Annotated in this window: 15 protein-coding genes and 1 pseudogene; 14 read left to right on the top strand and 2 right to left on the bottom strand. The window is 37.0% G+C overall.

Going from position 1 to position 13,083, the window contains the following annotated elements; translation table 11 throughout:
* The first annotated feature begins 81 nt into the window (after positions 1-81).
* From V7024_RS09220 to V7024_RS09165, 13 genes are all read left to right on the top strand, one after another.
* On the top strand, positions 82-348 hold the full coding sequence (locus tag V7024_RS09220) for a hypothetical protein (protein WP_335518650.1): 267 nt from the start codon (positions 82-84) through the stop codon (positions 346-348).
* 654 nt (positions 349-1,002) lie between these two features.
* Positions 1,003-1,632 carry a uracil phosphoribosyltransferase gene (gene upp / locus V7024_RS09215; RefSeq protein WP_020061432.1) on the top strand — a complete coding sequence of 210 codons (630 nt, stop codon included), beginning with the start codon at positions 1,003-1,005 and terminating at the stop codon, positions 1,630-1,632.
* 396 nt (positions 1,633-2,028) lie between these two features.
* A complete protein-coding gene (locus tag V7024_RS24400; protein WP_438824456.1) occupies positions 2,029-2,109 on the top strand; it encodes a DUF4024 domain-containing protein in 81 nt (26 codons plus the stop codon).
* 4 nt (positions 2,110-2,113) lie between these two features.
* Positions 2,114-2,338, top strand: coding sequence for an AtpZ/AtpI family protein (locus V7024_RS09210; protein ID WP_335518647.1), 225 nt, complete (start codon positions 2,114-2,116; stop codon positions 2,336-2,338).
* The gene (locus V7024_RS09205; protein WP_335518644.1) at positions 2,338-2,730 is read left to right on the top strand and encodes an ATP synthase subunit I; all 393 of its coding nucleotides are present in this window, start codon (positions 2,338-2,340) and stop codon (positions 2,728-2,730) included. Before V7024_RS09210 ends, V7024_RS09205 begins: the two co-directional genes overlap by 1 nt.
* A gap of 7 nt (positions 2,731-2,737) precedes the next feature.
* Positions 2,738-3,460 carry a F0F1 ATP synthase subunit A gene (gene atpB, locus V7024_RS09200; protein WP_335518641.1) on the top strand — a complete coding sequence of 241 codons (723 nt, stop codon included), beginning with the start codon at positions 2,738-2,740 and terminating at the stop codon, positions 3,458-3,460.
* 57 nt (positions 3,461-3,517) lie between these two features.
* Positions 3,518-3,736 carry a F0F1 ATP synthase subunit C gene (atpE, locus tag V7024_RS09195; RefSeq protein ID WP_020061436.1) on the top strand — a complete coding sequence of 73 codons (219 nt, stop codon included), beginning with the start codon at positions 3,518-3,520 and terminating at the stop codon, positions 3,734-3,736.
* A 126-nt stretch (positions 3,737-3,862) separates the two neighbouring features.
* Complete coding sequence (gene atpF, locus V7024_RS09190) at positions 3,863-4,372, top strand: F0F1 ATP synthase subunit B (protein WP_335518637.1); 510 nt, start codon at positions 3,863-3,865, stop codon at positions 4,370-4,372.
* Positions 4,369-4,911 carry a F0F1 ATP synthase subunit delta gene (locus tag V7024_RS09185; protein ID WP_335518634.1) on the top strand — a complete coding sequence of 181 codons (543 nt, stop codon included), beginning with the start codon at positions 4,369-4,371 and terminating at the stop codon, positions 4,909-4,911. Before atpF ends, V7024_RS09185 begins: the two co-directional genes overlap by 4 nt.
* An 11-nt stretch (positions 4,912-4,922) precedes the next feature.
* A complete protein-coding gene (atpA, locus tag V7024_RS09180; RefSeq protein WP_335518632.1) occupies positions 4,923-6,431 on the top strand; it encodes a F0F1 ATP synthase subunit alpha in 1,509 nt (502 codons plus the stop codon).
* A gap of 331 nt (positions 6,432-6,762) precedes the next feature.
* Positions 6,763-7,620, top strand: coding sequence for an ATP synthase F1 subunit gamma (gene atpG, locus V7024_RS09175; protein ID WP_335518629.1), 858 nt, complete (start codon positions 6,763-6,765; stop codon positions 7,618-7,620).
* 204 nt (positions 7,621-7,824) lie between these two features.
* The gene (gene atpD / locus V7024_RS09170) at positions 7,825-9,219 is read left to right on the top strand and encodes a F0F1 ATP synthase subunit beta (protein WP_335518626.1); all 1,395 of its coding nucleotides are present in this window, start codon (positions 7,825-7,827) and stop codon (positions 9,217-9,219) included.
* Between the two features lie 20 nt (positions 9,220-9,239).
* A complete protein-coding gene (locus V7024_RS09165; protein ID WP_335518623.1) occupies positions 9,240-9,641 on the top strand; it encodes a F0F1 ATP synthase subunit epsilon in 402 nt (133 codons plus the stop codon).
* 216 nt (positions 9,642-9,857) lie between these two features.
* On the opposite strand, the gene V7024_RS09160 is transcribed toward V7024_RS09165, so the two are convergent.
* Positions 9,858-11,795, bottom strand: a complete 1,938-nt coding sequence (locus V7024_RS09160; RefSeq protein ID WP_335518620.1) for a sensor domain-containing diguanylate cyclase — start codon at positions 11,793-11,795, stop codon at positions 9,858-9,860.
* A gap of 232 nt (positions 11,796-12,027) precedes the next feature.
* A pseudogene (locus V7024_RS09155) lies at positions 12,028-12,471 on the bottom strand (MarR family winged helix-turn-helix transcriptional regulator).
* Positions 12,472-12,779: 308 nt separating this feature from the next.
* Here V7024_RS09155 and V7024_RS09150 point away from each other — a divergent pair.
* The coding region (locus tag V7024_RS09150; RefSeq protein WP_335518617.1) for a hypothetical protein at positions 12,780-13,083 on the top strand (304 nt) is incomplete at its 3' end.

Genomic DNA, 13,083 nt, shown 5'->3' with positions numbered 1-13,083 from the left:
TTAGACAATCATTCTGTTGATACCAAATGGAAACAAATGTAATATCAATAAGTGGATGCAATATTTCAAGAAGTAACTGATGTGAACATTGGCTTACTACAAAATACAAATGCGAAGGCTGGGATTTCAGGTATATTAGATATGTTAAAAATTATTTCTCAACCTGCTAATTATTATACAGACAACGATATGGTAAATGTATTGGGATTTACCAAAAAAAGAAAAATGTATTTTAATGAACCATATAATGAAAGTGAAGTAAGACTAATTGATCACGCAGAAAAGGATTTCCTAAATCAAACATTAAAGATTAAACAAATAAACTATTGGACTGCTTGGAATTATTGATGGCATTCTTAAGCTTAATAACAGTAAGTTCCTCTCAAAAGTTGTAAAACATAATTCGAATAAAAATGGGCAGGCTTTTCTTACTGTTGAAGTAAAAGGAATAATCGATAATCAAGAGTGCACTAAAACTTTGTCTTTATCTACTTTTTCAGATTATCATACAACGGCGATGGTTACAGCAGCTCTAGCCAAAGTTACATTACATAGTAAGGTTAAGGGAGTAGTTTATCCTTTCGAAATAACGGATTTAGATGAAGTACTTTCTGAAATAAATTGCAAAGACATAGTTTTGAAGGAGTTTATTAAATGAAAGGTGTAATTAAAGATTCATTTGTTTCTTATATTAATAATGTTCTATTGAAATAACATATGTTTGAATGAAATAAGAAACTAAAAAAACAGTATTTCATAAAATATTATATATGAAGAGAAGGACATTCAAGGCAACCTATGTATACAAATCTTAAAGACATTCTAAATATATAATGAAGGATGCCGCCTTTATAATTGGTAAAGCTATTCTTGTAAAAGGAAGAAGCATTTAAAACTTTACCAAATTCGCCCTTGAATATTAGAAGCGTTTTCTTTACAATCGTACATAGTGTAAAAATAGCGTGCTCTCACGCATCAATATCATCTGAAGGAGCGATTCACATGGGAAAACTGTATGTTTTTGATCACCCTTTAATTCAACATAAGATTACATATATTCGCGATAAGAATACAGGTACGAAAGAATTTCGTGAACTAGTAGATGAAGTAGCAAGTTTGATGGCGTTTGAAATTACACGCGATCTTCCGCTTGAAGAGATTGAAATTGAAACACCTGTAAGTAAAGCGAAAACAAAAGTGATTGCAGGTAAGAAGCTTGGTTTAATTCCTATTTTACGCGCAGGCTTAGGAATGGTAGATGGAATTTTAAAATTAATTCCAGCAGCGAAAGTAGGTCATATCGGTTTATACCGTGATCCAGAAACATTACAACCTGTAGAATATTATGTGAAGCTTCCAACTGATGTAGAAGAACGTGATTTTATCGTACTTGATCCAATGTTAGCGACAGGCGGCTCTGCATCAGAGGCGATTACTTCATTAAAGAAGCGCGGTGCGAAACATATTAAATTAATGTGTATCGTTGGTGCTCCAGAAGGCGTAAAAGTTATTCAGGAAGACCATCCTGATGTGGATATTTACGTGGCTGCATTAGATGAAAAATTAAACGATCATGGATATGTCGTACCAGGTCTTGGAGATGCTGGCGACCGTTTATTTGGAACGAAGTAAGACAACAGACGAGAGGACATCCTTCTCGTCTGTTTTTTTATGCAACATAATCTGTATTGAAATTGCATATAATATAGAAACTTCTTATTTGAGAAAGTTATATCAAATGTGAAAATTTATATATCCCAAAAGTATAATAGTGACAAACTTGTGAACATTTTTTTCTATTATAAAGAGAAAATGTCTAGAAATTAGACGTATTTTAACATTATTTTGAAGGAGAACGTTTTCAGTTATGGGAAGAAATACCTAATACTCAAATTTTTTGATTTTTTTCGATTTGACGTTGACACTGTTTAACACCCTATTGTATGCTAACAACGGGGATAGATGGTAGGGTTTTCATTGACAAATTTGCGTCTATTCTTTGACAAAAAAAATAATTTTCTCATTTAAATAGGATTTATGCAAAAAAATGAGTTATTATTAACACATTCTTTACACATAGTGAATGAGGCTTTACATATGGAGGGATGAATCCTTGGAGGGAAACAAGCGTAGTCCATTTAAGGCGTATGCTTTAATGACTGGAATTCTTTCTCAGCTCGTTGGCGCTATTTTAGTTGGAATTTTTGGCGGGCAATGGATTGATGGTAAGCTTGGAACGTTTCCATTATTTCTAGTAATCGGTTTATTACTAGGACTTGGAACAGGGATTTATGGTATGATTCGACTCATTCAAAAATTTTATTCGGGAGAGCAATGATGATAGAAGTACATGAACTTGTCCAAAGACAAAAGAAATATATGTACAACCTTCTCGCACTCTTTGTATTAGGATGGGGCTTTACCTCATACAAAGATGTCTTTCTAGGACTGATTATCGGGACGATTTTCGGTTTTCTTAGTTTGCGCATCGTTGCACATAAGACGGACAGGCTGTTAGATCGCGTTACACAAGGAGAAACGGTAAAGTATAAAGCGACCGCAGTGAGTACATATTCGAGATTAGCCGCGATAGGGCTATTAATTTTATTTGCAGCAAAATATCAACATTTAATGGCGATGTGGAGCTTAGGATTAGGATTGCTGACAGGATATCTTGTCATGATCATAGATTTTCTTTATCTACAGTATAAGAGCAGGGAAGAGAGGTGAATTACTAGTGGAACACGGTAAATTAGTTGAATTTCTAGGTTTAACGTTCGACTTGTCCTCTGTTATGATGACAACTGTTGCGGCAGTAATCGTATTTATCATTGCTATGATTGGTACACGTAGCTTAGCTCTGCGTCCAACAGGAGTGCAAAACTTCTTCGAATGGATTGTGGACTTCGTGAAGGGTATGATTAATAGTACGATGGATTGGCAAACAGGCGGACGCTTTTTAACGCTTGGAGTTACACTCATTATGTACATATTTGTAGCAAACATGCTCGGTTTGCCGTTCATGATTGCGACGGCTGAAGGCGGAGAGCATATTGCATGGTGGAGATCTCCAACGTCTGACCCAGCAGTTACTCTAACATTAGCCGTGATGGTAGTTGCCCTCACCCATTATTATGGAGTTAAAATGAAGGGTACGAAAGAATATTTAAAAGGCTATATTCAACCAATGAAATTCTTATTCCCTTTAAAGGTAATTGAGGAATTTGCGAATACATTGACGTTAGGTCTGCGTTTATTTGGTAACATTTATGCGGGTGAAATTTTATTAACGTTACTTGCTCAATTAGGAGCAAACGGTACGTTTGGCGGCGCATTAGGTGCTGTTCTGCCGATGTTAGCATGGATGGGCTTCAGTATTTTCGTAGGTGCTATCCAAGCATTTATCTTTACAATGTTAACGATGGTATACATGGCTCATAAAGTAAGCCACGACCATTAATATATTTAAAGTAAGTACAAAATTTATTTTTTATTGATAAAAAGGAGGACTTTTAAAATGAGTTTAGGTGTAATCGCAGCTGCAATTGCTATTGGTTTATCTGCATTAGGTGCTGGTATTGGTAATGGTCTTATCGTATCACGTACAGTTGAGGGTGTTGCTCGTCAACCAGAATTACGTGGTGTACTTCAAACAATCATGTTCATCGGGGTAGCGTTAGTTGAGGCGCTTCCAATCATCGGTGTAGTAATCGCGTTTATCGTATTAAACAAATAAGGGATAGCTCCCCTTACAATAAGTGGCGAAGATCGTTTTTGGACCTTCTTCGCCATTGCTTTATGAATGAAACATTACTTGTCTTTTCATTTGTTTAATTTAGATTTTTGAAGGGAGTGAATCCTTGTGCCAACTCTATTATTAGGAGCTGCTGCTGTACCATACGGAACAGTACTTTATACAATTGTCGTTTTCCTAATTCTATTAGCATTACTTCGTAAATATGCATTTGGACCTTTAATGGGAATTATGAAGGAACGTGAAGATCATATTTCTAGCGAAATCGACGCTGCGGAAAAGAACAATGCAGAGACGAAAAAGTTAGTAGAAGAACAACGTGAAATGTTAAAACAATCACGTATTGAAGCGCAAGAATTAATCGAGAGAGCGAAAAAGCAAGCAGAAGATCAAAAAGAAAGTATTGTTGCTGCTGCTAAAGAAGAAGCAGTATCTATTAAAGAATCTGCTGTACAAGAAATTCAACGCGAAAAAGAGCAAGCAATTGCTGCTCTTCAAGAACAGGTTGCTTCTTTATCTGTCCAAATTGCTTCTAAAGTTATGCAAAAAGAACTGAAAGAAGAAGACCAAGTTCAATTAATTCGCGATTATATTAAAGAGGTAGGAGAAGCGCGATGAGCAATGAGATTGTAGCTAAACGTTATGCTGTCGCTCTTTTTCAAATCGCAAAAGAAAAACACGTACTAGAAATGTTTGAGGAAGAACTGCGCCTTGTTCAAAGCGTTTTTGTAAGTAGTAAAGAACTACATACTTTTTTAGGACAACCAAACATTTCAGCAGAAAAGAAAAAACAAACTCTTTCTAACGTGTTTTCTACTGTTTCTCAGCCGATTTTAAACACGTTATATCTTTTAATCGATAATCATCGCGAAACATTAGTACCTGAAATTGTAGATGTGTATGTTGCACTTGCAAATGAAGAGCGTAACGTAGCTGATGCAACGGTTTACTCTACTCGTTCTTTATCGGAAGATGAAAAACTTAGCATTGCAGAAGCATTTGCAAAGAAAACAGGAAAAGATGCAATTCGCGTTCAAAATGTTGTAGATGAAGATTTACTAGGCGGTATTAAAGTACGCATTGGAAACCGCATTTACGACGGCAGTTTACAAGGAAAATTAGCACGTATTCAGCGTGAACTTATGAAGAATAGATAGGGGTGAAGCGCATGAGCATCAGAGCTGAAGAAATTAGCGCACTGATTAAGCAACAAATTGAAAACTATCAGTCTGAGATCGAAGTTAGCGATGTTGGTACAGTTATTCAAGTTGGTGACGGTATTGCACGTGCTCATGGTCTTGATAACGTTATGGCTGGTGAGCTTGTTGAGTTCGCTAACGGCGTTATGGGACTAGCACAAAACTTAGAGGAAAATAACGTAGGTATCATTATTTTAGGACCTTATACTGAAATTCGTGAAGGTGACGAAGTACGTCGTACAGGTCGCATCATGCAAGTACCAGTAGGGGAAGAATTAATCGGTCGTGTTGTAAACCCACTAGGTCAACCAGTAGACGGTTTAGGTCCAATTAACACAACAAAAACTCGTCCAATCGAAAGCCCAGCACCAGGTGTAATGGACCGTAAATCTGTTCATGAGCCACTTCAAACTGGTATTAAAGCGATTGACGCTCTTGTACCAATTGGCCGCGGACAACGTGAGTTAATCATCGGTGACCGCCAAACTGGTAAAACAGCTGTTGCACTCGATACAATCTTGAACCAAAAAGATCAAGATATGGTTTGTATCTATGTAGCAATTGGACAAAAAGAATCTACAGTACGTAACGTAGTTGAAACATTACGTAAGCACGGTGCATTAGATTACACAATCGTTGTAACTGCATCTGCTTCTCAACCTGCTCCATTATTATACTTAGCTGCATATGCTGGTGTAACAATGGGTGAAGAGTTCATGTACAACGGTAAACACGTATTAGTTGTATATGATGACTTATCAAAACAAGCGGCTGCATACCGCGAATTATCACTATTATTACGTCGTCCTCCAGGTCGTGAAGCGTATCCAGGGGATGTATTCTACTTACACTCCCGCTTACTAGAGCGTGCGGCTAAATTAAGTGATGCAAGAGGCGCTGGTTCTTTAACAGCATTACCTTTCATCGAAACACAAGCAGGGGACGTATCAGCTTACATCCCAACAAACGTAATCTCTATTACAGATGGGCAGATCTTCTTACAATCTGATCTATTCTTCTCTGGTGTACGTCCAGCGATTGACGCAGGTACTTCTGTATCTCGTGTTGGTGGTTCGGCTCAGATCAAAGCAATGAGCAAAGTATCTGGTACACTTCGTCTTGACCTTGCATCTTATCGTGAATTAGAAGCGTTCGCTCAGTTCGGTTCTGACCTTGATAAAGCAACACAAGCGAAATTAAACCGTGGTGCACGTACAGTAGAAGTATTAAAACAAGGCTTACATAAGCCATTAAAAGTAGAGAAGCAAGTTATGATTCTTTACGCATTAACACGCGGATTCTTAGATGATATCCCAGTAGTAGATATCACTCGTTTCGAAGACGAGTTCCATGCTTGGTTAGATACAAATGCTGCTGAATTATTAACTGAAATTCGTACAACAACAAAACTTCCTGAAGACGAAAAAATGGCAACTGCTATTAACGGCTTCAAAAAAGTTTTTGTGGCTTCTGAGTAATAACAAAAAGCGGAAGCGGCTCGTTCAGAAAGGGAGGGGGATGGAGCTTTTGACGTAGAGGCGTTCTTTGCCTCGCAGGAAAAAGCGAAGCCACCGACCTTTCTAGCCCGCTGGAGCTAGATTAAATAAAAAGCGGAAGCGGCTCGTTAGGCCGCTCCACTTCTATATAAACAGGCGCTCTTACAAGGAGTGCTAACGGATATGAAGAGGAAAAGAGTAGGTGCACCTATTCTTTTCCTTCAATCATGAACAAGTATAACGATTAGGAAGATAGACAAAATGGAAGTCTTTCTAATCATGCCAACTTCCGGAAAAAAGGTGGTGAAAACCTGTGGCATCTTTACGCGATATAAAAGCGAAAATTAACTCGACAAAGAAAACGAGTCAAATTACGAAAGCGATGGAGATGGTATCTGCATCGAAATTAAACCGTGCAGAACAAAATGCTAAATCTTTCGTTCCGTATATGGATAAGATTCAAGAAGTAGTAGCGAGCATAGCGCAAGGTAGCGGGGTAAATCACCCAATGTTAACAGCGCGTCCTGTGAAGCGAACAGGATACATCGTTATTACATCGGATCGCGGACTAGCAGGTGGATATAACAGTAACGTTTTACGTGCAGTAAGCAACGTGGTGAAAGAGCGTCACAACATGGATGCAAACCAGTACGCAATTATTGTGCTTGGACGTCTAGGACGTGATTACTTAAAACGTCGTGGTTTTAATATCATTGATGAAGTAATTGGATTATCTGATCAACCAGTATTCGCTGATATTAAAGATATTGCTTCAAGAGCAGTTTCGATGTTTACAGATGGTGCTTATGATGAATTGTATATTTATTACAATCATTATGTAAGTAAGATTTCACAAGAAGTAACGGAGAAGAAAGTTTTACCGCTTACAGATGTGGTGTCTGAAAAAGCAACAACTTCATATGAATTTGAACCATCTGAAGAAGATATTTTAAAAGTATTATTGCCACAATACGCAGAAAGCTTAGTTTACGGTGCATTGCTAGACGGTAAAGCAAGTGAGCACGCAGCGCGTATGACAGCAATGAAAAGTGCTACAGACAACGCAATGGAAGTTATCGATACACTTACACTTTCTTTCAACCGCGCTCGTCAAGCAGCGATTACGCAAGAAATTACGGAAATCGTCGGCGGTGCAGCAGCGTTAGAATAAAAAGCGGAAGCGGCTCGCTCAGAATGGGAGGGGGATGGAGCTTCAGACGTAGAGGCGTTCTTTGCCTCGCAGGAAGAAGCGAAGCCACCGACCATTCTAGCCGCTGGAGCTGGATTAGAGAAAAAGCGAAATGAAATATAAAAAATGAAAGCCGACTGTTCGCAGAAAAGCCGGTTAATTTAAAGAAAGCTAGGAGGGAACCCGATGAATAAAGGGCGCGTTACGCAAATCATGGGTCCGGTTGTAGACGTTAAGTTTGACGGCGGAAAGCTACCTGAAATCTACAATGCCCTTAGAATTAAAGAAGATGCAATCGACTTAACTTTAGAAGTTGCGATTCATCTTGGTGATAATACAGTTCGTACAGTAGCAATGTCTTCTACAGACGGACTTGTTCGTAGTGTAGAGGTAGAAGACACTGGTAAACCAATTTCTGTTCCAGTTGGTGATGCAACACTTGGTCGTGTATTTAACGTATTAGGTGACGCAATTGACTTAGGTGAAGAAGTGGCAGCGGATGTACGCCGTGATCCAATTCACCGCCTTGCACCTGCATTCGAAGAGTTATCTACAAAAGTAGAAATTCTTGAAACTGGTATTAAAGTAGTAGACTTATTAGCTCCTTATATTAAAGGTGGTAAAATCGGTCTATTCGGTGGTGCTGGCGTAGGTAAAACGGTATTAATCCAAGAATTAATTAACAACATCGCACAAGAACACGGTGGTATCTCTGTATTCGCTGGTGTAGGTGAGCGTACTCGTGAAGGTAACGACTTATACCACGAAATGAGTGATTCTGGCGTAATCAAGAAAACAGCGATGGTATTCGGACAAATGAACGAGCCACCTGGAGCGCGTCAACGTGTTGCGTTAACAGGTTTAACAATGGCTGAACATTTCCGTGATGAGCAAGGACAAGACGTACTTCTGTTCATCGATAATATCTTCCGTTTCACGCAAGCTGGTTCTGAAGTATCTGCCCTACTTGGTCGTATGCCATCTGCGGTAGGTTACCAACCAACACTTGCAACAGAAATGGGTCAATTACAAGAGCGTATTACATCAACAAATAAAGGGTCTATCACGTCTATCCAAGCGGTATATGTACCAGCCGATGACTACACTGACCCAGCACCAGCAACAACGTTCGCTCACTTAGATGCAACAACAAACTTAGAGCGTCGTTTAACGCAAATGGGTATTTACCCAGCGGTAGATCCATTAGCATCTACATCTCGTGCACTATCTCCAGAAATCGTTGGAGAAGAGCATTATGCAATTGCTCGTCAAATTCAGCAAACTCTGCAACGCTACAAAGAGCTTCAAGATATCATCGCCATCTTAGGTATGGATGAGTTATCTGAAGAAGATAAATTAGTTGTACATCGCGCTCGTCGCGTTCAGTTCTTCTTATCACAGAACTTCCACGTAGCAGAACAGTTTACAGGTCAAAAAGGATCTTACGTACCTGTAAAAGAAACAGTTCGTGGATTCAAAGAAATTCTAGAAGGAAAACATGATGACCTTCCAGAGGATGCATTCCGTCTTGTTGGTGGTATTGAAGAAGTTGTTGAAAACGCGAAGAAAATGATGGCATAAGGCCTTAGGAGGGACGAATTATGAAGACATTTCCAGTCAGTATTGTAACTCCTGATGGACCGGTTTATGAAAACGAAGTTGAAATGGTAAGCGTAAAAGCAGAGAGCGGGGAAATGGGGATCTTAGCAGGTCACATTCCGACTGTTGCACCACTTAAAATTAGTGCAATTCGCTTGAAAAATGGTGGACATACAGATTACATAGCAGTTAGCGGTGGCTTTATTGAAGTTCGCCCTGAGAAAGTAACAGTATTAGCACCATCTGCTGAAACAGCAAATCATATCGACATCCATCGCGCAAACGAAGCGAAGCGCCGCGCTGAGCAACGTATGCAAGATAAACAAGCACATGTTGACTTCAAACGTGCAGAAATGGCACTTAAACGTGCGATTAACCGTTTGGACGTTTCAAATATGAAGTAAAGAAGAAGCCGTAAAGGGATGAACCTTTGCGGCTTTTTTTCATTTATATATAAATACAAATTGAAAAATGACATAAAAAACCCTTTTCTTTTTAGTGGGGACGAGAGCATCTGGCCATGCATAGAAGCGGTCAGGGCCTTTTCCTACCACGTGCAAAGTTTAAAACAAAGAGAGAAAGCAAGTAGCGGTTCACTAAAGTAGTAACTTTGCATATATTCACAGCTGTGCTTTTGTGTAAATTGAAAAGCCGTTTTTCCCCTTATTTTTCGTTTCATACATTGCCATATCAGCATGCTGTAGAAGTGACATAGCGTCGTCTCCTGCGTCTGGATATGTGGCAATTCCAATACTCGGTGTAATTTGTAACGTATGATTTTCTAATTCAATTGGTTCGTTCATGATTCGTAAAATAGCATTTGCGATACTTTCAATTTCTGAAAGGGTTTCGTATTTTTCAATTAAAATGGTAAATTCATCGCCTGCGAACCGGGCAACCGTTCCATTTTGTCCAACCGCATGTTGCAAGCGTTTTGCAACTTCAATTAAGAGAAAATCTCCAGTTTTATGCCCAAGTGTATCATTAATAATTTTGAACCGATCTAAATCGAGAAACATAATAGCGAGTTTTATGTTTTCTTTCTTAGCGCTAAGAATGGCATGATTAAGTTGTTTTTCAAAGGCACGGCGATTGACGAGCTGTGTTAATGTATCGTGATACGCTAAGAAGCTAATTTGCTCTTGCTGTCGTTTTCCTTCCGTAATGTCTTTTACCATTAAATAAATGCCTGTGATGCGTGCTTGCAGTATGATTGGCACTACAGTTACATGTAAATAATAAATATCGCGGTTTTGATGATACGCTCTTATTTCTAAAGTTGTAGAGTGCCCCTTTTTCACGTAACGAAAAGCATGAATGGCTTTTTCTAAATCTTCCTCATATATGAGAGAGCGATAAGACTCATGTAAAAGGGAATCTGTTTGATAGCCAAGTAATATAATCCCAGCATTGTTTACACTTAAAAAGTTCCCATGCAAATCTAATGTAAAAATGGGATCTGGATGATGCTCATACAGTGATTTAAACATTTGTTGGCTTTTATATAATTCATTTGTTTGTTCCACTAAGTCTTCTGTACGTAGTTCAATTTGCTTTTCTAACTCTAAATTAAACTGTTGTTGCTTTTGTAATAGCCGTTTATTTTGGTGCCTTACTAACATGTGGCGAATAAGTACGAAGAAAAAGGTTAAAAATACACCTTTTTCTAAAATAGGAGAAAAGGTTTTTTCATATAAAGTAAATAGAATTAATGCTGCAACTGCTAAATAAGGAAGTGATAATCGAACCTTTTCACCCATTTCAGGATTGAAAAAATGTTGTTCACTTTTGTTTTCTTCGTGCAGCAGACAAGCGATTGCAACTAGTCCTAAGACAATTTGGAAGAAAGGTGTTATTGTGAACAAAGAATGATTTGCTGCAAAATATTTAATATATCCATACATAGAATCAAGCAGTGCATATAAAATGAGTGAACCGCTTAGTAAAGCAACAACTAATCGAGAAACAAATGATAAGGGACGCAGTAATAAATGAATGCCCATGACTAAAAATAATAAATCTGTAATTGGATATACAAGTTGTATAAATTTATAAATATTAGATATCGCATCTGGATGGATAGCATTTTTAAAGAATAGATAGCAATGTAAGGTAAATGCTGCTGTAACGATGATACAAACATCACATAACATAAATATTTTTTCCCAATTTGTGCATTCATACATATTCTTATAGAAAAAAGCTAGCGTATAGAAAAGTAAAAACAATAAATAGAATAAATCTGAGGAATCTATAATTGCTTTGTAACTATGCAAAATGAGGTGTTGATACATAACAATCGTGTCACCAATAAAGTAAAAGAATGAGCCAATTGTTAAGAACATCCAAAACGTATAGGCATGTCCTTCTTTACGGGAAGTAGAATACAATAACGAGCCACATATAATCCCATTAAGAATGAAAGTTACGATACTCATTTGTAATTGAAACTGAAATGAGTATTCATCCCATATTTGCAGGGCTATATAATGAAACGCAATATAAATCAATAAAGAATGTATAAGAAAAAATAAATGGGTTTGTTCATTTTTTATCATAATAAGTCACCAATGAAGTTAGATGTCATGTTTCCTTTTATAGTATGTCGTTTTTTAGAAAGGAATAGTATTTTCAAAATATATTTGCTCACATAATAAAAAAAGTCCGATTCTTCCTTAGCGTAGGGAGATCGGACTTTTTTACTATGTTATCGATATTTGAGTCATTTTATCATTTTGCTAAAACGTCATTACGTTCGATTTGGCTCCTCGCAAAAGGGCATAGAGGGAATTACTTTTGAATTTTCCGAAGTAAATCTAAAAGCTGTTTTTTCTCTTCATGATCCAACTTGGAAAATTGTGATGCCTGAAAGTGCTCTTGATTCGGAACCATTTCATGAAATAACTTTTTTCCTTCTTCAGTTAATGAAAGGTATTTTGTTTTCCATTCTTGCTCTCGTTTAATCAATCCCAATCCTTCCATTTTACTTAATAGTTGCGTAATATTGCCTTTCGTAACAAAAAGCTTATTTGCTAATTCTTGTTGGGATAATTTTTCGAGGGAACCGACTTGAACTAAGACGTCAAACTGGGCTACCGACAGATTCTAGTCTTTTAAATGTTGATTCGATTCGCGAATACTTTGGTTATATACTCTTGAGAGACGGAACCATAGCATTAAACCGAGACGTTCTTCTTGTTTGGATAAGGAGGGATTGATCATGTTTTCTTTCATCATGTTACCTAATTCTTTCTTTTTTACATTGAATTTATGACTAAACTGATGGGATGTCAATATTACATTTGTTCTCCTTCTTGTGTCTTTATTCATTTATATAAAATGTTTTATACTCTCTCAAGAATTGTTTATGAGATAATTATAATATTAATATTTATGTATTTATTTAAAAAGGAGAAATATATATTGGGATAACTAAAAATTTATCTATTACTATTAGCTTGTTTAAAATTTTGTTAAAGGGAAGAATAAGAGGAACGTGTAAAACATCTGATTTTCTTATTTTATTGCTTGGAATTTTTATTATGGCATATGCTATAACTGGATTTTACCCTTTTATAGAAGGTGTGCATCAATCTTTTAATTTAAATTTTATTTGTTTATTGATTGGTATCATAACAGGGATAACTATTGCTTTAAATCAATACAATAAAGAAGAAATACAGTTTTTATTTCTTCAGACTTATAATATACAAGTTATTTCTTTGTATCACATTTTAAAAATGCTCATTCCTTTATTAGGAATGAGCTGTATATTATTTATCTCATTATTTTGGTGTCACAGTTCTTATATTATTAATATGTTAGAACTTCATATCGAAATAATAT

This window comes from Bacillus sp. JJ864 (genome assembly GCF_036963045.1).
Lineage (GTDB): Bacteria > Bacillota > Bacilli > Bacillales > Bacillaceae_G > Bacillus_A > Bacillus_A pseudomycoides_C.
The sequence above is the reverse complement of the archived record's forward strand: the minus strand, read 5'-3'. Positions and strand labels throughout refer to the sequence as shown.